22 protein-coding genes and 1 tRNA gene are annotated in these 22,906 nt (G+C 35.7%); 11 read left to right on the plus strand and 12 right to left on the minus strand.

The window, feature by feature from the left end; translation table 11 throughout:
• Window position 1 precedes the first annotated feature (1 nt).
• The gene (gene pyrF / locus G5B32_RS03425) at window positions 2–835 is read left to right on the plus strand and encodes an orotidine-5'-phosphate decarboxylase (RefSeq protein ID WP_165290159.1); all 834 of its coding nucleotides are present in this window, start codon (window positions 2–4) and stop codon (window positions 833–835) included.
• A 423-nt stretch (window positions 836–1,258) separates the two neighbouring features.
• Window positions 1,259–1,549 (plus strand): hypothetical protein, encoded by a 291-nt coding sequence (locus G5B32_RS03430; protein WP_165290160.1) that lies wholly within the window; start codon window positions 1,259–1,261, stop codon window positions 1,547–1,549.
• A 225-nt stretch (window positions 1,550–1,774) separates the two neighbouring features.
• Here G5B32_RS03430 and G5B32_RS03435 read toward each other — a convergent pair whose 3' ends face one another.
• The 4 genes from G5B32_RS03435 to G5B32_RS03450 are packed head-to-tail and all read right to left on the minus strand — an operon-like array spanning window position 1,775 to window position 5,251.
• A complete protein-coding gene (locus G5B32_RS03435; RefSeq protein ID WP_165290161.1) occupies window positions 1,775–2,584 on the minus strand; it encodes a phosphate ABC transporter ATP-binding protein in 810 nt (269 codons plus the stop codon).
• Window positions 2,539–3,393, minus strand: coding sequence for a PstA family ABC transporter permease (locus G5B32_RS03440; protein ID WP_165290162.1), 855 nt, complete (start codon window positions 3,391–3,393; stop codon window positions 2,539–2,541). The genes G5B32_RS03435 and G5B32_RS03440 overlap by 46 nt, the downstream gene beginning before the upstream one ends.
• Window positions 3,393–4,280 (minus strand): phosphate ABC transporter permease subunit PstC, encoded by an 888-nt coding sequence (gene pstC, locus G5B32_RS03445; protein ID WP_165290163.1) that lies wholly within the window; start codon window positions 4,278–4,280, stop codon window positions 3,393–3,395. The genes G5B32_RS03440 and pstC overlap by 1 nt, the downstream gene beginning before the upstream one ends.
• Window positions 4,280–5,251: a PstS family phosphate ABC transporter substrate-binding protein gene (locus tag G5B32_RS03450; RefSeq protein WP_165290164.1), complete on the minus strand. Its 972-nt coding sequence runs from the start codon at window positions 5,249–5,251 to the stop codon at window positions 4,280–4,282. Before G5B32_RS03450 ends, pstC begins: the two co-directional genes overlap by 1 nt.
• A gap of 165 nt (window positions 5,252–5,416) precedes the next feature.
• Between G5B32_RS03450 and G5B32_RS03455 the strand changes: the two genes are divergently transcribed.
• The 6 genes from G5B32_RS03455 (at window position 5,417) to G5B32_RS03480 (ending at window position 11,871) form a co-directional block, all read left to right on the plus strand.
• A complete protein-coding gene (locus G5B32_RS03455) occupies window positions 5,417–7,522 on the plus strand; it encodes a HEPN domain-containing protein (RefSeq protein ID WP_165290165.1) in 2,106 nt (701 codons plus the stop codon).
• A 10-nt stretch (window positions 7,523–7,532) separates the two neighbouring features.
• Entirely contained in the window at window positions 7,533–8,300 is a 768-nt protein-coding gene (gene cobA / locus G5B32_RS03460; RefSeq protein ID WP_165290166.1) for a uroporphyrinogen-III C-methyltransferase, read from the plus strand.
• Window positions 8,301–8,876, plus strand: a complete 576-nt coding sequence (locus G5B32_RS03465) for a bifunctional precorrin-2 dehydrogenase/sirohydrochlorin ferrochelatase (protein ID WP_165290167.1) — start codon at window positions 8,301–8,303, stop codon at window positions 8,874–8,876.
• A gap of 3 nt (window positions 8,877–8,879) precedes the next feature.
• Entirely contained in the window at window positions 8,880–9,578 is a 699-nt protein-coding gene (locus G5B32_RS03470) for a phosphoadenylyl-sulfate reductase (protein ID WP_165290168.1), read from the plus strand.
• Window positions 9,579–9,623: 45 nt separating this feature from the next.
• Complete coding sequence (gene cysD, locus G5B32_RS03475) at window positions 9,624–10,514, plus strand: sulfate adenylyltransferase subunit CysD (protein ID WP_165290169.1); 891 nt, start codon at window positions 9,624–9,626, stop codon at window positions 10,512–10,514.
• A gap of 112 nt (window positions 10,515–10,626) precedes the next feature.
• Window positions 10,627–11,871, plus strand: a complete 1,245-nt coding sequence (locus tag G5B32_RS03480) for a sulfate adenylyltransferase subunit 1 (protein ID WP_165290170.1) — start codon at window positions 10,627–10,629, stop codon at window positions 11,869–11,871.
• A 59-nt stretch (window positions 11,872–11,930) separates the two neighbouring features.
• Here G5B32_RS03480 and G5B32_RS03485 read toward each other — a convergent pair whose 3' ends face one another.
• From G5B32_RS03485 to G5B32_RS03495, 3 genes are all read right to left on the minus strand, one after another.
• Window positions 11,931–12,287: a type II toxin-antitoxin system HigA family antitoxin gene (locus G5B32_RS03485; RefSeq protein WP_165290171.1), complete on the minus strand. Its 357-nt coding sequence runs from the start codon at window positions 12,285–12,287 to the stop codon at window positions 11,931–11,933.
• A 5-nt stretch (window positions 12,288–12,292) separates the two neighbouring features.
• Window positions 12,293–12,586, minus strand: coding sequence for a type II toxin-antitoxin system HigB family toxin (locus tag G5B32_RS03490; protein WP_165290172.1), 294 nt, complete (start codon window positions 12,584–12,586; stop codon window positions 12,293–12,295).
• A 588-nt stretch (window positions 12,587–13,174) separates the two neighbouring features.
• On the minus strand, window positions 13,175–14,038 hold the full coding sequence (locus G5B32_RS03495; protein WP_165290173.1) for an alpha/beta fold hydrolase: 864 nt from the start codon (window positions 14,036–14,038) through the stop codon (window positions 13,175–13,177).
• Window positions 14,039–14,203: 165 nt separating this feature from the next.
• Here G5B32_RS03495 and G5B32_RS03500 point away from each other — a divergent pair.
• A tRNA-Arg gene (locus G5B32_RS03500) sits at window positions 14,204–14,277 on the plus strand.
• A gap of 37 nt (window positions 14,278–14,314) precedes the next feature.
• Here the strand turns inward: G5B32_RS03500 and xerD are convergent.
• Window positions 14,315–15,208: a site-specific tyrosine recombinase XerD gene (xerD, locus tag G5B32_RS03505; RefSeq protein ID WP_165290174.1), complete on the minus strand. Its 894-nt coding sequence runs from the start codon at window positions 15,206–15,208 to the stop codon at window positions 14,315–14,317.
• 95 nt (window positions 15,209–15,303) lie between these two features.
• On the opposite strand from xerD, the gene G5B32_RS03510 reads away from it, so the two are divergent.
• Window positions 15,304–18,168 (plus strand): M16 family metallopeptidase, encoded by a 2,865-nt coding sequence (locus G5B32_RS03510; protein WP_165290175.1) that lies wholly within the window; start codon window positions 15,304–15,306, stop codon window positions 18,166–18,168.
• A 132-nt stretch (window positions 18,169–18,300) separates the two neighbouring features.
• On the opposite strand, the gene G5B32_RS03515 is transcribed toward G5B32_RS03510, so the two are convergent.
• Window positions 18,301–19,254 carry an acetyl-CoA carboxylase carboxyltransferase subunit alpha gene (locus tag G5B32_RS03515; RefSeq protein WP_165290176.1) on the minus strand — a complete coding sequence of 318 codons (954 nt, stop codon included), beginning with the start codon at window positions 19,252–19,254 and terminating at the stop codon, window positions 18,301–18,303.
• A gap of 157 nt (window positions 19,255–19,411) precedes the next feature.
• Here G5B32_RS03515 and G5B32_RS03520 point away from each other — a divergent pair, with 157 nt between their 5' ends.
• Window positions 19,412–20,260 (plus strand): mechanosensitive ion channel family protein, encoded by an 849-nt coding sequence (locus tag G5B32_RS03520; RefSeq protein ID WP_240898983.1) that lies wholly within the window; start codon window positions 19,412–19,414, stop codon window positions 20,258–20,260.
• Here G5B32_RS03520 and coaA read toward each other — a convergent pair.
• The 3 genes from coaA to G5B32_RS03535 form a co-directional block, all read right to left on the minus strand.
• Window positions 20,247–21,203: a type I pantothenate kinase gene (gene coaA / locus G5B32_RS03525; RefSeq protein WP_165290178.1), complete on the minus strand. Its 957-nt coding sequence runs from the start codon at window positions 21,201–21,203 to the stop codon at window positions 20,247–20,249. The genes G5B32_RS03520 and coaA overlap by 14 nt on opposite strands.
• Before the next feature lie 76 nt (window positions 21,204–21,279).
• A complete protein-coding gene (locus G5B32_RS03530) occupies window positions 21,280–21,645 on the minus strand; it encodes a methylglyoxal synthase (protein ID WP_165290179.1) in 366 nt (121 codons plus the stop codon).
• Window positions 21,646–21,662: 17 nt separating this feature from the next.
• On the minus strand, window positions 21,663–22,906 hold a 1,244-nt coding region (locus G5B32_RS03535), incomplete at its 5' end, for a nucleoside recognition domain-containing protein (protein ID WP_317166077.1).

Genomic DNA, 22,906 nt, shown 5'->3' on the forward strand with positions numbered 1-22,906 from the left:
TATGACAAGACAAGAACTTATCGAGCAAATCAAAGAAAAACGTTCATTCCTTTGTGTTGGTCTTGATACCGATATAACAAAAATTCCCGAGCATTTATTAGGTGAAGAAGATCCTATTTTTACCTTTAACAAAGCTATTATAGAGGCTACGGAAGATTTGTGTGTGGCTTACAAACCAAATATCGCTTTTTACGAAAGCTATGGTGTGCAAGGTTGGCATTCGTTGCAAAAAACATGGCAGATTCTTCCAAAAAACTGTTTCAGTATAGCTGATGCAAAACGTGGTGATATTGGTAATACATCAAAGATGTATGCGCAAGCTTTCTTTGATCAAGCGCAATCAGGAATGTCTTTTGATTCTATCACGATAGCACCTTATATGGGCAAAGATTCGGTAACTCCATTCTTGGATTTTGATGGCAAGTGGGCTATTGTATTGGCACTGACATCAAATGAAGGTTCTAAAGATTTTCAAAATTTCAAAAATACAGATGGTAAACAATTATTTCAAGAAGTAATTGATAAAGTAAACTTTTGGGGCAGCACAGAAAATCTGATGTATGTAGTAGGAGCTACCAGAGGAGAAGCTTTCGTAGAAATCCGTAAACACGCTCCAGATCATTTCTTGTTGGTGCCAGGTGTTGGTGCGCAAGGAGGATCTTTGCAAGAAGTATGTAAATACGGTATGAACAAAGATTGTGGTCTTTTGGTCAATAGTACCAGAGGAATTATATACGCCTCTACAGGTAAAGATTTTGCGGAGAGAGCAAGAGAGGAAGCTATAAAATTGCAAAAGGAAATGGAGCTTGAGCTTCTGCATGCTGGAATCATTTAAAGATTATAAGACAATATAGAGGCCAATCGTTTAGTGATTGGCCTTTTTAATTACCCAATTTTACCATATTCTTTGTTACAAATCATTTGAAAAATGTGATTTTAAGCACTTTTTTTATAAAAAGTTATTTCTTTTTGATTAATTTCTGCGACGTTCAAAAATCTGAAAATTCTAATAATGGTAAAATTAACATATACCTATTAGAATATCCTTTTCTTTAATCTAAAACAATGGTTTTTAAGAAAATAATTAAACTTTTAATGCTGTAAAACAATAACTACAATTTGTTACACATTCTTAAAAAAAGGCTTTTGGAATTATTTTATATTGTTTATTTGTGTTGTAATTATTACCATTTAAACCGCGGGATTCTAAGCTTATTTGATAATAATTCTGAATTATTGAACTTAAAACTTTACGCTTATGAAAGCTTACAGAAACAGAGTTATTGAATCTTTACAACTATTAGGCGACATTCGAAATCAATTGTTTACTCAAATTGTAAATATTGCCTCTGATGGCGAGTTGAAAGAAATTATGGATGTTTTCGAAGAGGGCGATTGCTATGAATTTGAAATGGATCAATTTGAGAATTCTAAAGATATTAATATTGTAAAGTTAATGCAGCTATGCAAGGACATAGAACTCGCATTTGATAGTATACAAAATGTAAATGCAGTAGGAGATGAGGAGATCTTCTTGACTGCTTCTTAATGTTTATTTTATAATTATACCAACCAACAATTATTCCTTAAAAGGGAGATTATACTTAAATATATTTAATTCAATTTTTACTTTCGAGGGTAATCGGATTGTACTTGCTTGCATAAAGTACATCATGGATTGTTTTGGAATTGCTTATGGAGGATTTTTACTTATTATTTCATACTGGTCATAAAAATTAGAAAGCCAATCATGTATTTGATTGGCTTTCTAATTTTAACTTATAAATCCTTTTACGTATTGTTGAGTTATTGGATTTTTTGGATTGATTAATACATCTTCGGTTTTTCCAAACTCTACTGCTTTACCATTATATACAAATAAGATATAATCGGACACACGACGAGCTTGCCTTAAAATATGTGTTACCAATACAATAGTATAGTCTTTTTTAAGGTCTATTAACAGATTCTCAATAGTTTGTGTTGAGATGGGATCCAACGCAGATGTACTTTCATCACCTAAAATGATTTCAGGCTGAACTGCAAGACCTCTCGCTAAACAAAGTCTTTGCTGCTGACCTATCGATAATCCTGTTGCCGAAGAGTCCAAACGGTCTTTTACTTCTTCCCAAAGTCCTACATTGCGCAGTTGAGTTTCTACAATCTGTTCCAATACTTTTTTATTGCGTTCGCCATGTATCTTTGGTCCGTAAGCTATATTGTCAAAAATTGACATCGGTAGAGGGAAAGGTCTTTGTGAAAGTAAGCCCATTTTCTTGCGAATATGAGTTACTTCTGCGTCTTTCGCGTAAATATCTTCTCCATTTACTAAAACGGATCCCGTTACTTTTACTTCTTTCGAGTCGTCCATCAGTCGATTTAAGGTTTTTAATAAAGTGGTTTTACCACATCCTGATGGACCGATAATAGAGGTAATCGAATTGTTTGGAATATCCAAGTTGATATTCTTAAGTATATGAGTTCCTTCTATATATACATTCAAATCCTTGATTTGCATGTGAGGGGTGCTGGGAAGGATTATATTTTGTGTTTCTTTTGTTTCGATGCTAGAATGTGCGTGCATATGACGATAATTAAAATAATTAGTGTCAGTACTAATGCAGAAGCGTAAGCTCTGCCTTGTACTTCGGGTATAGGACTACTTAATTGAAAAAATATAGCTAATGGCAATGTCGCTGCTGGTTCATCAATATATTTGGGCAGATTATCCGAAAATCCTGTTGTTAATAATACTCCTGCTACATCACCAATCGCTCTTCCGAAAGCCAATAATATGGCGGTGAAAATTCCAGGTTTGATGTATTTTATTAAAACTTTAGCTGTTTCCCATGTGGTAGCACCTAAGGATTTGGTTACATTTTTTAAATCAACAGGTACAGTCAATAACAATTCATCGATGGTACGAACCACAATAGGAATGGTGAGCAATGTAATCGTGATAACACCTCCCAATAGAGAAGCACGAATTCCCAACCAAACCATTATGCTGAAAGCAATTGCTCCATAAACAATGGAAGGGATACCGAACAATACATCAAACAAAAGTTTGGAAGATTTTTCTAAAAAAGAACCCTGCTTGATATACATATTGAGGTACAAGGCAATTGGAATTCCAATAAGTGTCGCCAATACTGTAGAAAGGCCAGCTAAATATAAAGATCCTAGTATCGCATTAAAGATTCCTCCGCCTTTACCTATATAAAAGCCCCCTTTTGGAGATTGAGAAATCATCTCCCAGCTAATATAAGGTAGTCCTTTATACAATATAATTCCAATTATTAAAAAAAGAGAACCTGTAATACTAATGCCTGAAATCTGCATCAATATTTTAGCAATTTTTTCTTTTCGTAATCTGCTTTTGATATTTGACATTAGGCGTGTTCCTCCAATCTGTTTAAGATTATTCTCGAGATAAGGTTGAATCCAAAGATGATAACAAACAATAATAAAGCAGCGAACATCAACGCTGCATCGTACAGCGGAATAGACATCATTTCTCCAAAATTATTGGCTATAAGAGCGGGGATAGGGTAGCCCGCATCAAATAAAGATTGTGGGACTTTAGGGATATTTCCACAAACCATTAATACGGCTACCGTTTCTCCAAAAGCTCTTGAAACCGCTAATACGACTGCGGCAATTATTCCAGGTCTGGCTTTACGTAAAATTACTTTTTGTATGGTCTCCCACTTTGTTGCACCTAAAGACAGTGAAGCTGCTTTTAGTTCCTTTGGGATAGTGTGCAACACTTCGACCATGATACTAATCATGATTGGAAAGATCATTACAGCCAAAACAATTCCTCCTGCTAATACGGAGTAACCTGTAGTATTGATATTGAATATGGGGGCTATCCAGTCTGAAATGAGTGGCACAACAAATAAAACACCCCAAACACCATATAGTACAGGTGGAATGGCTGCCAAGACATTCATTAAGGGCAATACTGAATTGCGCAGTCTGTCAGAAGCATATTCTACCAAATAGGTGGATGCTAAAATACAAAGTGGTACAGCTATAACTAAGGATATTAATGTCACCCACAGCGTTCCCATAATAAAAGGTAGGAAACCAAAATTTCCTTTTTGAGGTGACCAATTCTTTTCGGTTAGAATATGGAATAAATTTACATTATCCAATAGTGGTGAAGATTTCATTGCTAAACCAATAACAATAAGCACTACCACTGATAATGATAGGATTAAAAGCGATTTCGATAAATACTTAGCGATTAAATCTTTTACTAATCTGAATTTCATTAGTTGGTAAGTTTTTCTAATTCCTTATTTCTTTGCTCAACAGTAAGTGGTACATAACCATTTTCTAAAAGATAGCCTTGCTGATTTTTGTCTAAAACAAAGCGAATAAATTCTTTTATCAATTTGCTGTTATTATCATTTTTAATGACAAAAAGTAGTTCCCTACTTGGAGGCGAAGGATATTTTCCTAAAGCTACAGCTTCGGTCAACACATCGATATTGTCATAAAAGCTTTCTTCGGAATCTATTTTCCCATTCTTATTAATGTCGATTGGAATAACCTCGATATTGGGTGTGGTTTTCTTGGTCTTCAGATCGTAAACATAGTTGATATTATTGAATCCAATTGCAGTAGGACTGTCTTTAATAGCTTGTGCCAACCCTGGATCTCCAAATATTCCAACACCTTTCAAGTCTTCTTGAGATTTTTTGAAATATTTAGCCCAAGTTTCCGCCGCACCAGCTGCATCCGAACGTACATATACACCTATAGCTGCGGATGAAAATCTGCTATCAATTTGATTCCAAGATTTGTATTTACTATGTACAAAAACATCTTCTAATTCATTTTGCGTAAGTCCTCGTTCTTTTATCAAATTTGCATCCGGATGATTGGAATTAAAAGTTCCCAAAACAGCATCTTTAGCTACAAAAATAGGATAAGCTCCTTTTTCCAATTCCTGAGGATGTAAGTCTCGCGACACCAAACCTATGTCTGTCATATTAGTAAGCACATCGGCTATTCCTTTGCCAGCTCCACCTGCTGAAATATTGAAGCGTACATTTGGATTCAACTTTTTAAAATCCTCGCCCCATAATACTACGATTGGATACAATGCGAATGCCCCAGAAATGGAAATATTACCCACATATCCGGTCTTTTCGTCGTATCCCTCTTTGACTTTCGGTGCGCAACCGCTGAAGATAATTGAAAGAATTAAGGCTTTAGTTAATGATTTTGTTAATTTCATTAATTATATTTACCAATATTATAAATTAAAATATTTCTACAAATATATACTAAATTGGTAGAATATATAGCTTTTATAGGTTTTATTTTTTACCTTTGTCACGCGTTATTTGAAAAAGTAACCATTTGAAGAGATTTAAACGAGGAATGCTACTTACTTTAAACCATGCAAAGTTTTAGAACAGAATTAGAAAACCCAGTTGTAGAGCAAGAGATTATAGAGCTTGAGCGTAAGATTAGAGCGTATCAAGAAGGATTAATTCCGGATGAGAAATTCAGGTCACTACGATTGGCAAGAGGAGTGTACGGACAGCGTCAGCCAGGTGTGCAAATGGTACGCATTAAATTACCATTTGGGAAAGTTACATTTAAGCAAATATTGAAAATTGCAGATATTTCTGATGAATATGCTTCCAAAAATCTGCACTTGACTACTCGTCAAGATATACAAATACACTATGTTAGTTTGGATAAAACACCAGAGTTGTGGGCTAAATTAGCGGAAGATGATATTACTTTGCGTGAAGCGTGTGGTAACACCGTACGTAATGTTACGGCGTCTCCAACCGCAGGAATTGATCCTTTGGAACCATTTGATGTTTCACCTTATGCGCAAAAGACTTTTGAGTATTTCTTGCGTAACCCAATCTGTGCAGAAATGGGACGTAAGATTAAAATTTCTTTTTCTAGTTCTGACCGCGATACTGCTTTCTCTTACATTCATGACTTTGGTTTTATTCCAAAAGTGAAAATTATAAATGGCGAAGAGGTAAGAGGTTTCAAAGTTTTGCTAGGTGGTGGTTTAGGTTCTCAGCCTTTATTGGCGCACGAAATCTTTGATTTCTTGGAAGAAGATCAAATTATTCCTTACATGGAAGCTACTTTGCGTGTATTTGATCGTTATGGCGAGCGAAACAACCGTAATAAAGCGCGTTTCAAATATTTAGTGCAAAAACTTGGTTTGGACGAAGTATTGCGTTTAATTGAAGAAGAAAAAGTAGCTATTAAAAATAAATATGTTGTCGTAAACAGAGAAACTATACAGCAGCCTGTAGCGCCAACGTCGGTAGTGACAGCTGTAGAACCAATTGATGCCGCAAAATATCAAGTATGGCGCGCCACTAATGTTTTTGAACAAAAACAAAAAGGTTTTTTTGGTGTGTATGTGAAGATTTTGACTGGTGATATTTCGACTTCAAAAGCGAGAGAATTGGTAGCCGGAATTCGTGATCATATCGCAGATGATATTCGTATTACACAAAATCAAAATTTACTTTTCAAATATGTACGTGAAGAATCATTACCGCATTTGTTCAATTTGTTTACACAATTAGGCATAGCTAATGCAGGTTTTGATAGTACAGCCGATGTGACAACCTGTCCGGGTACGGATACTTGTAATTTGGGTATTTCGAATTCTACGGAAATGGCGCGTGTCATTGAGCAATATATTCATGAATTCCATGAAGAGTTTGTGTTCGAACAGGATTTGAAAATCAAAATTTCGGGTTGTATGAACTCTTGTGGTCAACATGGTTTGGCACATATTGGTTTTCACGGAAGTTCGGTAAAGGCTGAAGGTAAAGTAGTTCCAGCGGCGCAGGTGATGTTAGGTGGAGGTACAATTGGTGATGGTAAAGGTCGTGTTGCAGAACGTGTTATAAAAGTTCCAACTAAACGTGTATTGCAAGTAGTAGATTTAGTTTTGGTTGATTACAAACAAAATAGATTAGCGGAAGAAAATTTCCATGCGTATTACGATCGTCAAACCAAAGATTATTTCTACCGCTTATTAAAACCACTTTCTGACTTAACTACTTTGACGGCAGATGAGTTTGTGGATTGGGGTCATGAAGGTACTTTCGAAACAGCTATTGGTGTGGGAGAATGTGCTGGTGTGGTTATCGATTTAGTAGCTACACTATTGTTGGAGTCAGAAGAGAAAATCGAATGGGCGAATAAAGCTTTTGAAAATAATCAGTATGTAGATGCAATTTACCATGCCTACAGTGCATTTGTGTGGACAGCGAAAGCGTTATTATTGGATAAAGGAGTTAATTCGAGCACTCAATCTGCAGTAATTAATGAATTCGATGCACGTTATGTAAACGAAGGAATTTTCACATTCCCAACTTCATTTTCAGAACGTGTATTGCAAATAAATAAATATGAACCATCGCGTGAATTTGCTGAGGTATATATCAAGCAGGCGACAGCTTTTTATTACGAATCTGCTGAACGTAGAGAATCATTACGCGTAGTAAATAGTTAAGGAGGGAAGAATGAGTGAAGTAAAACCATTTGTAACATTAGTTGGTGCAGGTCCGGGTGACCCCGATTTAATTACACTAAAAGGCATAAAAGCTATAAAAGAAGCTGATGTGATTCTGTACGATGCTTTGGTCAATGAAGAATTATTGACTTATGCTAAGGAGTCTTGTACGAAGATATATGTGGGTAAACGTGCGGAACGTTTATCTACCTCACAAGACTACATCAATAAATTATTAGTGGACTATGCGTTGACGCATGGTCATGTCGTAAGACTGAAAGGTGGTGATCCGTTTGTGTTTGGTCGTGGAGGAGAAGAGTTGGATTATGTTCATCAATTTGATATTCCAACGGCTGTAGTACCTGGGATTTCATCATCTGTAGGTTTAACAGGATTACAACAAATTCCATTAACTTATCGTGGTATTAGTGAAAGTTTTTGGGTAATTACTGGATCCACTTCAGACGGGCGTTTATCCGAAGATTTGCACCATGCGGTGAAAACAAATGCTACAGTAGTTGTTTTGATGGGTTATTCTAAATTACAACAGATCATTGAATTATATAAAAATAATGGTAAAGGAAACTTACCTATTGCTTTGATACAAAATGGTTCGTTAGAAAATGAGCGTTTAGCAATTGGTACTATAGATAGCATTATGGAGCAAGTTCATAAAAATCTTTTAGGTGTGCCTGCGATTATTGTTTTGGGTGAAGTGGTTGCAAAGCACCAATCTTTCCAAAAGTTAAAACAAGAGATTCAACATTTAGAAGCTTAAATGAATACGCTGTTTCCAATTTTCGTTAAAATGAACCAGATTCAAACCCTTTTAGTGGGGGCTGGACCGGTTGGTTTGGAGAAGTTACAAGCTATTTTTCGTAGTTCTCCGTTAGCGAATGTGAAAATCGTAGCTGAAGAAGTTATTCCCGAAGTTTTTGAATTTATCGCAGATAAAGAATCAATTCAATTGGAGCAACGTCTTTTTGAAGAATCGGATTTGGAGGGAAAAGATTTGGTTGTAGTTGCGAGCAATAATCCTGAATTGAATAAACATATTCGAGCTTTATCGATCAATCGCCACATTCTATTGAATGTAGCAGATAAACCAGAATTGTGTGATTTTTATTTAGGGTCTATCGTCCAAAAAGGAAACTTAAAAATTGGTATTTCGACAAATGGTAAATCACCGACAATGGCAAAACGATTAAAAGAATTTTTTAATGAAATATTGCCTGAAGAAATTGACGAAACATTGGAGCTTCTGCAAGAATATAGAAATCAATTGCGTGGTGATTTGGAACATAAGATTAAGCAGTTAAATGCACATACACAAGATATAGTAAGTAAGAAATAGGGTATGATTGATCATTTGAGAGCAAGTTTACAAGGTTTGGATGCTGCACAAATTATCCAATATATCACGGATAATTATGGTAATAGAGCGGTTTTTTCGACATCTTTCGGTATAGAAGATCAGGTGCTGACGCAGTTAATTGCTGATGCAGGTGGGAAGATCGATGTTTTCACTTTGGAGACTGGACGTTTATTTCCAGAAACTTACTACGTGTGGAACAGAACTTTAGAACGTTACAAATTACCGATAAAGGCGTATTATCCGCAAGCGGCTTTAGTAGAGGAAATGGTCACTAAAAAAGGACCATCGAGTTTCTATGAAAGTATAGAGAATAGAAAAGAATGTTGTTTTATTCGAAAAATTGAGCCTTTAAAACGTGCGATACAAGGTTACGAAATCTGGGTAACGGGTATTCGTGCAGAACAATCTGCTAATCGTGAAGATATGGATTTCATAGAGTGGGATGAAGGTAATCAGATCATCAAGATACATCCTTTATTCCATTGGACATTAAACGATGTTGAATCTCACTTAAAACAGTTTAATGTGCCGTACAATCATTTACATGATAAAGGTTTTCCAAGTATTGGTTGTCAACCTTGTACCCGTGCAGTAGCACCTGGAGAAGACTTCCGTGCTGGGCGCTGGTGGTGGGAAGACAAGAGCAAGAAAGAATGCGGCTTGCACGTAACCAGCAAATAAGAGTAGATACATAAGAAAGAAAATATATACGAATAAGGGTAAAGAATGGATTATTTAGATCATTTGGAGGCGGAAGCCATCTACATACTGCGTGAGGTGGCGGGGCAATTTGAAAATCCTGCACTGCTATTTTCGGGAGGAAAAGACAGTATTACATTAGTTCATTTAGCTAAAAAAGCATTTAGACCAGGTAAATTTCCTTTTCCACTAGTGCATATTGATACAGGTCACAATTTCCCAGAAACTATTCAATACAGAGATTGGTTGGTGGAGCAATTAGGTGAAAAGTTAATTGTTGGTTTGGTGCAAGATAGTATTGATCAAGGAAAGGTTATCGAACAGAAAGGTAAGAATGCGAGCCGCAATGCATTGCAGACGGTAACTTTGTTGGATACGATTGAAAAATACGGTTTTGATGCTTGTATAGGTGGTGCACGTCGTGACGAAGAGAAAGCCAGAGCCAAAGAACGTATTTTCTCGGTACGTGATGAATTTGGACAATGGGATCCTAAGCGTCAACGTCCAGAACTTTGGAATATCTTTAATGGTAAAATTCATAAAGGAGAGAATGTTCGTATTTTCCCAATTTCTAACTGGACCGAATTGGATGTTTGGAGTTACATCAAACGCGAAAATATTGCGTTGCCTTCCATCTACTTTAGTCATGAACGTGATGTCGTATGGCGTAATGGTCAATGGATGGCTGCCGCAGAATGTCTAAATATAGATTCGGAAGATTTGGTCGAACATAAATCTGTGCGTTTCAGAACGGTTGGTGATATGACTTGTACGGCTGCTGTAGGTTCGGTGGCAACAGAATTAGACGATATTATCGCGGAAATCAAAGCTTCAACTGTAAGTGAGCGTGGTGCACGTATGGATGATAAAGTATCCGAAGCTGCGATGGAAGAACGTAAGAAACAAGGTTATTTTTAAGGAGATAATAGATGTTAGACTGGAGATATGAGATTTTAGACAATAGATATAAGATATTAGACTTTGTAATCGTCTCACATCTCAATACTCACTACTCAATTCTAAGTAAACAATGAATATTCTAAAATTTATAACGGCTGGTTCTGTTGACGATGGAAAAAGTACTTTAATTGGCCGTTTGCTATATGATACCAACTCGATTCTGGATGACCAATTGGAGGCTATTCAAAAAGCGAATCGCAAGAACGATGATGGAACTGTTGATTTGGCTATTTTGACCGACGGTCTAAAAGCTGAACGTGAACAAGGTATTACCATTGATGTGGCTTACAAATATTTCCAAACAGAAAATCGTAAGTTCATCATTGCGGATGCGCCAGGACATATCCAATATACGCGCAATATGATTACAGGAGCATCGAATGCGGATTTAATTATTATACTAATTGATGCACGTAAAGGTGTAATTGAACAAACAAAGCGTCACTCCTTTATTGCTAAATTGTTATCCTTAAAACAAGTGCTGGTTTGTGTCAACAAAATGGACATGGTGGATTATAGTGAGGATGTATATAAAACTATTAAGGCTGACTACTTGCAACTAGCGAAAAACTTAAAATTAGAGCATGTAGATTTTATTCCCGTTTCGGCTTTGAAAGGGGATAATATCGTAGATAAATCTTTACGTATTGCTTGGTATGAAGGCCCAACATTATTGGAATACTTAGAGCAGGTGGAATTCGAGGAAAGCAATCTTGATACATGGCGTTTTCCAGTGCAATGGGTAATTCGTCCGCAATCGGCAGATTATCCAGATTATAGAGGGTATGCAGGTCGTGTGATTGGTGAAGGTTTAAAAGTAGGAGAGTCAGTGGTCATTTTACCTAGCGGAGTACAAACGACTATAGAACACATAGAATTAGACCAACAACTTTTAGAAGCCGCACATGATGGTCAATCGGTGGTCTTGCATTTAAAGGATGATGTAGATATTTCGCGTGGTGATTTTATCGTGTCGGCAAATAAACCTGCGTATGCAGAACGTGGTTTTGAAGCAAATATCTCTTGGTTTGAAAATAAAGCTTTGGATACAAATCAAGTGTATTTATTGCAAAATCAGACTAAAGTAACCAAAATCAAAATCCCTGAAGTGCAATACAAATTTGATGTCAATACACAAGAACGCATCTATGATGAAGATATCCGTTTAAATGATATTGGTCGCGTATCCGTTAAAGCTGCGGAAGAAGTGGTTTTTGATTTAAACCGAGATTTTCCAGGTAATGCACGTGGTATTATTATCGATCCACGCAATAATCTTACGGTAGGCGCCTTGACTGTAGAAGAGTTATTGTAAGATTCTTTAGATTTTTATAAGTCAACCCCCAAATAGTGGAAGCTATTTGGGGGTTGTTGTTAATATGCTTGGATTAGCACTTCAGATGGAATATGTAATTTATCTGTTAATTTTCGAATCATTTCTAATGATAATTTTCTTTTCTTGTTTAAGATTTCGCTAGCTCTACTTTTTAAACCGATAATTTCCGCTAAATCATTCTGCGAATAATTTAATTGCTCCATACGGAATTTTATAGCTTCAATAGGGTCAGGAAGTTCAATTGGAAAGTTTTCATTTTCATATTTTTCCAACAAGATTCCTAAGATTTCTAATTCATCACCTTCTTTCGTTCCTGGTTTAGCATCAAAAATTACTTCTAATCTTTCTAATGCTTCCATATAATTTTGTTCTGTTTTGATAGGTTTTACATTCATATCTTTTAAATTTTGTTGGCATCTATTTTATCATATTCGGCATGAGAGCCTATAAAGCGAATCCACATCATTTGATAACTGAAATTGATTTTAACAATCAATCGATAATGATTACCCTTTATATTAAAACAAACGCGATTATCTTCTAAAACACTTAAACTTGGATATTCAAGCTTTAATTCATTCAAGTTTTTCCAAGTCCCTTTTTCAGCTTCAGCATACCACGATTTTAGTTGCTGTTCGCAACCTGAATGTTTTTCCCAAAACTCTCGAAGTATTTTCTTTGCTATAACTCTCAAGTATTTCTATTTTAAACAAATATAGTTGTAATTTCCCAAAATGGGAAATTTATTGTAGCGATTATAATGAGCGAGTATAGAAAATTGAGGCGATCATTATTGATTTAATAATTTCCAATAGTGAAAGCTATTTGGGGTTAATAAACTCTATAGTTTTTTTAATAGATAAAAAAACAAAGAGATTATATTTACTATCAATAACAATATTGTCCAAAATTCTAAGATATGATTTAATAGATATCTACTATTAACTAGGACTCGCCCTCCGTTAAAGCTTAAATTGCTTAATATGTTATTGATATTTGGATAATATCTTTTTTTTAACCTATAATATCTTAACCAATAAAGTATCCCAGTTATTAGAAGGATTAGGGTAATAAATAATGATTGACTAGAATAAGGTTCTTTATCTACTAATAAAGTAAAAGAAGTAATTATCCATAAGATGGTTGCTGCAGATATAAGTAATCTATGTATATTCGAATTTTGCATATAAATGACTCTAAGACATAGGATTTTTAAATTCCAATGTTTTAATAGCTTTTAAAACTATTTATGAATGGTTTGAGATAAATTTTGACCATTAAGTTAAATGAAATTATAGTGCCTTTTCATGTTGCCGGTTCCTAACCTCTCTAACAAAAATCCATTTATCTCTCTATTAAAAGCTAAAGGGTCTTCGAGATTTGGCAGATGTCCTGTATTTGGTATTTCTACAAAGACAGAATTTTTAGTTCCTTGATGTAATTCTTCCATCAGTGCTTTAGGCGTAATTTTATCTTGTTCACCACGGATAATTAGGGTAGGAACTGTGATTTTGGAAAGTAGTTCTGTTGAATCTGTGCGGGAAGCTAAAGCCAGTTGTGTTGCGCAGATATTCCTTACTGAATTACGACGAATGCTACTTTTTATTAAATCTATGACTTCTTCGTTTTCTTGAATAGTTTTCTTCGTAAAAAGGTTATCAATAAAAGCAATGGCAAAAGGTCTACGGCCATAGCGTAGAATCGCTTGTATGCTATCAAAACGCTTTTGTTTGCCTGCATTGTCGTCAGCTCTGTGGTGTGTATCTGAAAGGATTAATCCCGCGATTTTCTCGGGGAAAAGTTCGTAAGCACGTAAAGCGATATAACCACCCATACTGACGCCACACAGCACCACGTTCTGTAATTCAAGTTTCTCCATGAAAGCTTCCAAATCCTTCGCAAATACATCAATGCTAAAAAATCCATGACCCGAAGTACTCAATCCATGTCCACGTACATCGATAGCAATACCGGTGATATTGTCCTCGAGCGATTCGAGTTGATATTTCCATGAATTTTTGTTGAAAGGGAAGCCGTGGATAAAGATTATGACCTTTTCTTCGGGTTCAGTTGCCTTCTTAATGTAGTAGGAAATGTTTATGTCGTGGATCTGAGCTTTCCCAGATCGAATTATGCGCTCTGCCATATAAAAATTTATTGAAAAAATTATTTCTTTATGTATCAGTAATATACCTAAAAAAGTGCTTCTAAAGTAGAAAAAAAGTGAGAAAAAGTTTGAAATAATTAAAAATCTCCTCATATTTGCATCATCGAAACGGAACGACATACAGTCTGAAAGTTGAAGATTAAAGCATTCCTAGCTCAATTGGATAGAGCGTCTGACTACGGATCAGAAGGTTAGGGGTTCGACTCCCTTGGAGTGCACAAGAAAGCATCTAGTTTACTAGATGCTTTTTCTGTTTTATGACCTTGGGTGATACTGCGTGATAATAGATTGCAGATAATCTTTGTCTATATGTGTATAGATTTCGGTGGTGGTAATACTCTCATGACCGAGCATATCCTGTACAGCGCGCAAATCCGCACCTCCTTCGACCAAATGCGATGCAAAGCTATGACGGAATGTATGTGGGCTAATCTTCTTCTGTAAGCCTATTTTAGCCGCTAAATCTTTGATAATTATAAAGACCATGACACGTGTCATGGCCGCACCCCGTCGATTTAAAAATACGAAATCTTCATTTCCAGCTTTTATAGGTAGGTGGGGACGCGATTCCTCCAAATAGATCTTTAAATACTTGATAGCTTGATGACCGATTGGGATTAACCTCTCTTTATTGCCTTTTCCTTCGATCTTAATAAATTCCACCTCCAGATGGAGGTGGGAGATTTTTAAACCAATCAATTCGCTTACACGTAATCCACAGCCATATAATACCTCGAGCATGGCTTTATTGCGAGGCCCTTCAGGCTGTGAAAGGTCAATGGCATTGATGAGGTTGTCTATATCGGCTACATCCAATACATCCGGAATCTTTCTTTCTAATCTGGGCGTTTCAATCAAAGAGGCAGGATTATTTTCAAAATTATATTCCAACTGCAGAAAATTGAAAAATGATTTGAGTCCTGATATAATTCTTGCTTGGGAATAAGGGGAAATATTAAATTCGTTTATCCACGCCAGGAAATTTTGAAAGTCTTTAGTTGATAGTTTTTCTAAAGGGATATTATTATCCTCAGCATACACTCTGATTTTATCTACATCATTTATATATGCAAGGATAGAATTTTTAGATAAATTCCGTTCAAACGATAAAAATTTCTTGAAATCTTTCAGTATTGCCTCCCAATTCATCCTTCAACTCTTAAATAATGTAAAAAATACAGTGATAGTGTTTTGCTTATCGATTATTAATATTTAATTTGTATAATATTTAACGCTCTAAATTAATGAAATTTTTAAAACCTCTAGCAGTAGCATTTTTATTGCCAGCTACATTTAGCTCGTTGCAAGCTAAATCTAATTTTAATGCAACGCTGTCTTCAGAAGTAAGAACGATTTTAAGCCAAGATACACTAGCATGGTCTAGTCCTTTACCTTTTGACAAAGATGTAAAGGTTGGCAAATTAAAGAATGGATTTACATATTATATCCGCAAAAATACAGAGCCTGAGAAACGTGTGACAATGTATTTGGGCGTGAAAGTAGGGTCTATTCTTGAGAAGGAAGAAGAAAGAGGATTAGCTCACTTTTTGGAGCACATGAACTTCAATGGATTGAAGCACTTCCCAAAAAATGAATTAGTGGATTATCTACAAAAAGCAGGAGTACGTTTTGGTTCGGATTTAAATGCGTATACAGGTTTCAATGAAACGGTATACCAATTGCCAATTCCTTCGGACGATCCTGAATTATTGAAAAATGGTCTTCAAGTAATGCGTGATTGGGCACAAGATGCTTTATTGTCTTCGGACGAAATTGATAAAGAACGCGGTATCATTATGGAAGAAATGCGTGGTGGTCGTGGGGCAAGTCAACGCATGCAAGAACAAATGTTACCTGTGCTATTGAATGGATCATTATATTCAAACCGTCTTCCAATTGGTACAGAAGAAGTAGTGATGGGTTTCAAACACCAATTGATTCGTGATTTTCACCAAAGATGGTATAGACCAGACTTACAATCCATCATCATCGTAGGTGATATCGATCCACAACAAATGGAAAAAGAAGTCGTTCGTTTGTTCTCGGATATGAAAGTGGTTAAGAAACCAGCAGAACGTAAGCAGTTTGGAATTGATTTGTTGAATAAAAATCAATTTAAAGTGATTACTGATCCAGAAATGCCGCAAACAGTAGCGCGTGTTTTAATCAAGCATCCAAAATCTGAGGTTAAATCTGTAGGCGATTACCGCACTTCATTAATTAAAGGTGTATTCAACCAAGTTATCAATGCTCGTTTGAGAGAAATTAGTCAAAAACCAGACGCGCCATTTTTGCAAGCATTTGTAAGTGTGGACGGAGTTTTAGATGTATTTGATGCGATGACTTTGGTGGCTGTGCCTAAACCAAATCAATTGGAAGCAAGTATCCAAACAGTTTATAGAGAATTAAAGCGTTTTGAGCAATTCGGTATTACCGAAAGTGAATTCCAACGTGCTATTGCGATGTATAGCAAAAGCAATGAAATGGCTTATCAGGAACGTGATAAAGTAAAATCGGACACTTATGTCAACAATTACCTAGGTCATTTCTTGAGAGGTGAGGCGGCAATGAGTATTGAACAGGATTACCAATTGACTAAACAATTATTGCCTTCGCTTACATTGAAAGAAGTGGAAGCAATTGGTAATAAATACTATGCGGAAACAAACCGTGATATTATCATCATGGGTCCTGAAAAAGATAAAGATAAAATGCCAGATGAGGCAATCGTTAATAATTGGTTAGGAAGCGTAAATAAAGAAACTTTGACAGCCTATGAGGATCAAGTTTCTGATTTACCACTGTTGTCTAAAGAACCAGTTAAAGGTACTATTAAGTCTGTTAAAGCAATTGATGCAATTGGTTCGAAAGAATTGACATTGAGCAATGGAGTGAAAGTAATTTTAAAACCTACAACATTCAAAAATGATCAGATTTTAATTTCTGCTTTCAGCGAAGGTGGTCATTCGTTGTACGATGATAAAGATTATTTCAATGCTTCAAACGCGGCTGGTATTGTTAATTCTTCTGGTGTTGGTCAATTAAATGCTGTTGAGATTCGTAAATATTTAGCAGGTAAAAACGTGGGGATTTCTCCTTACATCAGTGAACGATTCGAAGGTGTGTCGGGTAGTACTGACAAAGAAGGTTTGAAAACAGCTTTTGAATTAATTCATGCCTATTTCACAGAACCACGTTTGGATGAAGATATTTTCCAAGGTATCATTGCGAAAACTATCGCTTCAATGGAAAACAGAGAAAGCGAACCTCGTTTTGTATTCCAGACAGCTATCAACAAAGCCTTGTATGGTGACAACATTCGTAAGAATAATGCTTCACCAGAGCAAATAAAATCAATTTCTAAAGAAAGAACATTAGAAATTTTTAAAGAAAGATTTGCGGATGCTTCAGGTTTCACCTTTACTATTGTAGGTTCATTCAATGAGGAAGATTTAAAACCTTATTTAGAACAATATTTAGCTTCGCTGCCATCATCAAATAAACCAGAAGAGGCTAGAGATTTAAAAATCTTACCTCCGGCAAAAGGTGTTGAGGTTGTAGTAAACAAAGGTAAAGAAGCAAAAGCACAAGTAAGTCTTGCTTTCTTGGGTGATTACACATATAATGATGATGAAAACATCAATATGGATGCTTTGGAATCTGTTCTTTCTATTAAATTGTTAGAGCGTTTGCGTGAAGATGAAAGTGGTGTATATGGTACAGGAGCTTCTGCATCATATTCTAAATTCCCAACAGGTAGATATTCTTTCAATATTGGTTTCGGAACAAGTTTGGATAAATATCAATCTTTGATTAATTCTGCTTTGGATGAAATCGACAAGATCAAGAAAAATGGTCCTACGCAAGTAGATTTGGATAAATTCATCATTGAAAAAACGCGTCAATACGAATTGGATTTGAAAGAAAACAATTACTGGTTGGGTGAAATTTCTGGAGCTTACCGCTTGAAAGAAAATCCTACTGCAATGTTGAAATATTTAGAGAAATTGAAAAAAGTAAATATCTCATCTGTTAAAGCGGTTGCAGAGAAATACTTGAAAGAGGATACGTTATTTAAATTTATCCTTCTTCCTGAAGAAACTAAATAATTTAAATTTGCAATTACTAAAAATGCGGAGTTTCAAAAGCTCCGCATTTTTTATACCTTAAACTTAATTCAAAACAAAAGCCTTCAAAATTTTTGAAGGCTTTTGTTGCTATGTATATTAGAACAAATTGTGTTATTCGTTGACTACACCCATTTTGCTGAATTTATCAATTCTTTCAGCCACTAAGGTTTCCGAATCTTTTACACCAAGGATAGTTAAATCGGCTAAGATCTGTGCTTTTACATTCGCCGCTGCTTCTTCTGGATTTTGGTGTGCGCCGCCCAATGGTTCTGGGATGATGCCATCGATCAAACCATTTGACAACATATCTTCACCCGTTAGTTTCAATGCTTCTGCAGCGCGTTCTTTGTGGTCCCAGCTTCTCCATAAGATCGAAGAACAAGATTCTGGAGATATTACAGAATACCATGTGTTTTCCATCATGTATACACGATCTCCAATACCTATACCTAATGCTCCACCCGAAGCACCTTCACCAATTACAATACAGATTACTGGAACTTTCAATACAGACATTTCCAATAAGTTGCGTGCAATCGCTTCACCTTGACCTCTTTCTTCAGCCTCTAATCCAGGGTAAGCACCCATTGTATCGATTAAGGTAACGATAGGTTTATTGAATTTTTCGGCCATTTTCATTAAACGTAAAGCTTTGCGATAGCCTTCAGGATTCGCCATACCAAAGTTACGGTATTGTCTTTCTTTTGTGTTTTTACCTTTTTGGTGTCCGATAACCATTACGGATTGGCCTCCGATTGACGCAAAACCACCTACGATAGCTTTGTCATCTTTTACGGTACGATCACCATGTAATTCTACAAATTCATCACAGATCATCTCGATATAGTCAAAAGTCTGTGGTCTTTCTGGATGTCTAGACATCTGTACTTTTTGCCATCCAGTCATGTTTTTGTATATATCTATTTTGGTTTGTTCTAGCTTCTCTTCCAATTCGCGAACGGTAGCACTCATGTCTACTTTAGTTTTTTCCGCTACTTGATTAACTTTCTCTATTTGTGTTTGCAAATCTGCAATCGGCTTTTCAAAATCAAATGTCGTATTCATATAAAATAACGCTGTCGTTTATTCTGGCTAAGTTACTGTATTTTTAATTAATTTAAAACTGTTTTCGACTATAGATTAATGCTGTTGATATTCAAAAAATTAGTAGTTTAGTGTTTTGCAGATAAAGGTATTTATGTTCACTGACGAAACTAAAAAAATGAATTTCCCTGTTGTTTTTATATTGAAAATCATTGCTGTTATCATTTCGATTACAGTCTATAATATGTTTCCTGCTACTAAGGATAATCAACTATTACATCAGGTTCTGAAAGGAATAAACACTTTTTTAGTACCCAGTATTGTATTATCAATTTTACGTTATATAGTAATTTCGGTGTATAATGCACGTCATGCTAATCGCGCTGTACGTGGTAACTTTGTTCTTGGGATTAATAGATTGACCGCAGTGCTAAATACCGTATTATTTATCATCGCAGTGATGGTGGCATTCGGAATTAATCCGGTGGAGTTTGTAACAAGCTTAACAATAGTTGCCATGGCTATAGCGGTATTGTTTAGAGATTATATTACTAATATGCTGAGCGGATTGTTTATTATGTTTTCTGAACAATTATCGGTAGGAGATCGCATCAAAGTTGGCGAACATAAGGGTAGGATTGTGGATATTACTTTCGCAAATATCTTGTTGCAAAACGAAGAGGACGATATTGTAATGGTGCCCAATAATCTCGTATTTACGAATTCGATGGTTAATCTTTCCGCACATCGTTCAAACTTATTCACTGTAAAATTCGAATTGCCTTTATATGTAGCGACGGATGTCGCAACATTGGAAAAGGAAATTCAAAGCGTATTAATCAATCATCCAAATCTGGATGCCAATATGCCTCCAGCTCTTCAGGTTCAAGAGATTGGAAAAGATTTTGTACGTTACAAATTAGAATTGTATGCGATAAGTAGCAGTAATAAACTGCACCGTGAAGTAGAAAATGAAGTACTTCGGGAAATTTTAATTTTCGAGCATGCTCGTACTAAATCTTCCTAACCTTTACGTTTTCTACAAAGTGATTAGATCCTTTTTGTAAAATCAAATCTGCTCTATATTTAGTAGGTAAGATGTTATTGTGCAAGTTGGGTTTATTGATTTCTGTCCAAATCTGAAATGCCATTTGTTTACTTTCTTCTAATGTGAGGTTGGCATATTTGTGAAAGTATGAATTTGGATCTTGGAAGGCAGTTGCGCGAAGTGACTCGAAACGGCTGATATACCATTCTATTATATCATCTTCCTTGGCGTCCACATAAATAGAAAAATCGAAGAAATCAGACACAAAGACTTTATTGCTTTGTCCCTTTTGGGAATTGACCTGCAAGACATTTATGCCCTCTACAATTAAAATATCGGGATTTTCAATCAATAAGGTGTCATCTGGTAGTATATCGTATTCCAAATGCGAATAAACAGGTACGATATGCGTAGAAATTCCACTTTTGACTGCCGTAAGAAAGTTTAGCAATTTTTTAGTATCATAACTTTCTGGAAATCCTTTGCGATTTAAAATCCCACGCTCGGATAGAATGCGATTAGGGTATAAGAAACCATCCGTAGTAACTAAAGATACTTTTGGTTTGTTTGGAAGAAAAGAAAGTACTTTCTGTAATACCCGAGCGGTAGTACTTTTTCCTACTGCGACTGAACCTGCTATACCAATAATGAAAGGTAATTTCTTTTGATTACGTTGAAAGAAACTGTTGCTGCTATTGCGGATAGCTTCATAATTTCGGATATGAATGTCAATGAGATGCGCTAAAGGGAAGTATATTTCTTCAATTTCTTCTGTATTTAGCGGTTCATTCACGGCATGCAACTGATCTATATCATCAGAATTCAAGCTGTGATTGAAGTGTCCATTTAGTCCTTTCCATTCCGCTCTATCAAAATCTTGATAAGGACTACTCAATAATTTTTCTTCTTGAATTGACGACATCTATCTTATCTTTTCATAAATAATCGGGCAAATATACATTCTTGTACTAAATAATAGTACAAGAATTGCGATATAATTAATCTAGAAGCCCTGCGATAATTAATGAACCAGTAGCAGGATTTGTTGCTAAAGGTACATTATATAAATCTGAAATACGCATTAACATTTGAATATCAGGTTCATGTGGATGTTTGCCTAGAGGATCACGGAAGAAAATAATACCAGCAATTTTTCCTTCAGCAGCCATTGCAGCGATCTGTGCATCACCTCCTTTAGGACCGCTAAGCTTTAGTTCAACATCCAAACCTGTTTGTTGTACAAAGCCACCAGTAGTTCCTGTTGCTACAATATGTGCTTTTTTTAAAAACTCAATATGATCTTTCACAAAAGCGACCATTTCAGCTTTTTTACCGTCATGTGCAATTAATGCTATAGTTTTCATAATATAAATGTTCTAGGTTATCCAAAAAATACATAAGCCACGATGATGGCTGCTACTACACCAACAAATTCAGAAATCAATGCGCAAGGCAAAGCATGTCTCGTGTTTTTGATAGCTACAGATCCAAAATAAACAGCTAATACATAGAATGTAGTTTCCGTAGATCCTTGAATTACACAGGCTACACGCGAAGCAAAATCATCAGCACCATTGGCATTCATCAAATCAACCATTAATCCGCGTGCCCCTGAGCCACTCAAAGGCTTCATAAATGCAACAGGCAAAGCTTCTACGAATGAAGTATCTAAGCCTACACTTGCTATTAAATATGAGATACCTTGCACTAAATAGTCCATGGTGCCTGAAGCTCTAAATACAGCGATGGCGACTAAAATGGCTACTAAATAAGGTATTATATTTACGGCAACTGAAAATCCTTCTTTTGCACCTTCAATAAAAGCATCATAGACATTAATCTTTTTATAAAAGGCTAAAGCTATAAAGGATATAAAAATGGAAAATAAAGTTACGTTTCCTACAACTTTGGAAATTACTTCGATTTCTGCCTGTTGTAAAGTAGAGAAATAATATAATAATCCACCAATTGCAGCAGATAAAGTTCCTAAATACAATAAGATGGTTTTATTGAATAGGTTGATCTTTTGGTAAATAGATACTAAAATTAATGCCGATAAAGTGGAAAAAAATGTAGCTATAAGTATAGGCAAAAATACATCTGAAGGCTGTGCTGCTCCAGCTTCCTGACGGTAAGCCATAATAGATATTGGGAGCAACGTCAGACTCGATGCATTCAGCACAATAAACATAATTTGCGCGTTGCTTGCGGTGTCTTTTTTAGGATTAAGTTCTTGTAATTCTTTCATTGCTTTCAATCCAAGCGGAGTAGCAGCATTGTCCAAACCCAAAGCATTTGCAGAGAAGTTCATTAAAATAGAACCCAAAGCGGGGTGGTTTTTTGGAATTTCAGGAAATAATTTATTAAAGAATGGGCCAACTAATCTAGCAAAAACATTGATCATTCCACCTTTTTCACCGATTTTCATAATACCCAAAGCGAAGGTCATCATACCAATCAGTCCCAGGGAAATTGTAGCTCCGTTTGCTGCACTATCAAATAAGGATTTTACGATATTTTGAAAAACTTCGGTATCGCCACCGATTAACTTTACAAGTGCTACCACAAAGGTAATAAGGAAGAAAAATACCCAAACGTAATTAAGAGCCATATTTAATTTATTTC

This window comes from Sphingobacterium sp. SGL-16 (genome assembly GCF_011043515.1).
GTDB lineage: Bacteria > Bacteroidota > Bacteroidia > Sphingobacteriales > Sphingobacteriaceae > Sphingobacterium > Sphingobacterium litopenaei.

Coding starts and splice junctions, on each gene's coding strand:
- G5B32_RS03430 (WP_165290160.1), top strand. CDS start 1,259: ATGAAAGCTTACAGAAACAGAGTTATTGAATCTTTACAACTATTAGGC.
- pyrF (WP_165290159.1), top strand. CDS start 2: ATGACAAGACAAGAACTTATCGAGCAAATCAAAGAAAAACGTTCATTC.
- coaA (WP_165290178.1), bottom strand. CDS start 21,203: ATGTCGTCAATTCAAGAAGAAAAATTATTGAGTAGTCCTTATCAAGAT.
- G5B32_RS03440 (WP_165290162.1), bottom strand. CDS start 3,393: ATGTCAAATATCAAAAGCAGATTACGAAAAGAAAAAATTGCTAAAATA.
- pstC (WP_165290163.1), bottom strand. CDS start 4,280: ATGAAATTCAGATTAGTAAAAGATTTAATCGCTAAGTATTTATCGAAA.
- cobA (WP_165290166.1), top strand. CDS start 7,533: ATGAGTGAAGTAAAACCATTTGTAACATTAGTTGGTGCAGGTCCGGGT.
- G5B32_RS03465 (WP_165290167.1), top strand. CDS start 8,301: ATGAATACGCTGTTTCCAATTTTCGTTAAAATGAACCAGATTCAAACC.
- G5B32_RS03455 (WP_165290165.1), top strand. CDS start 5,417: ATGCAAAGTTTTAGAACAGAATTAGAAAACCCAGTTGTAGAGCAAGAG.
- G5B32_RS03470 (WP_165290168.1), top strand. CDS start 8,880: ATGATTGATCATTTGAGAGCAAGTTTACAAGGTTTGGATGCTGCACAA.
- G5B32_RS03510 (WP_165290175.1), top strand. CDS start 15,304: ATGAAATTTTTAAAACCTCTAGCAGTAGCATTTTTATTGCCAGCTACA.
- xerD (WP_165290174.1), bottom strand. CDS start 15,208: ATGAATTGGGAGGCAATACTGAAAGATTTCAAGAAATTTTTATCGTTT.
- G5B32_RS03485 (WP_165290171.1), bottom strand. CDS start 12,287: ATGAATGTAAAACCTATCAAAACAGAACAAAATTATATGGAAGCATTA.
- G5B32_RS03520 (WP_240898983.1), top strand. CDS start 19,412: ATGAATTTCCCTGTTGTTTTTATATTGAAAATCATTGCTGTTATCATT.
- G5B32_RS03435 (WP_165290161.1), bottom strand. CDS start 2,584: ATGCACGCACATTCTAGCATCGAAACAAAAGAAACACAAAATATAATC.
- G5B32_RS03480 (WP_165290170.1), top strand. CDS start 10,627: ATGAATATTCTAAAATTTATAACGGCTGGTTCTGTTGACGATGGAAAA.
- G5B32_RS03495 (WP_165290173.1), bottom strand. CDS start 14,038: ATGGCAGAGCGCATAATTCGATCTGGGAAAGCTCAGATCCACGACATA.
- cysD (WP_165290169.1), top strand. CDS start 9,624: ATGGATTATTTAGATCATTTGGAGGCGGAAGCCATCTACATACTGCGT.
- G5B32_RS03515 (WP_165290176.1), bottom strand. CDS start 19,254: ATGAATACGACATTTGATTTTGAAAAGCCGATTGCAGATTTGCAAACA.
- G5B32_RS03530 (WP_165290179.1), bottom strand. CDS start 21,645: ATGAAAACTATAGCATTAATTGCACATGACGGTAAAAAAGCTGAAATG.
- G5B32_RS03450 (WP_165290164.1), bottom strand. CDS start 5,251: ATGAAATTAACAAAATCATTAACTAAAGCCTTAATTCTTTCAATTATC.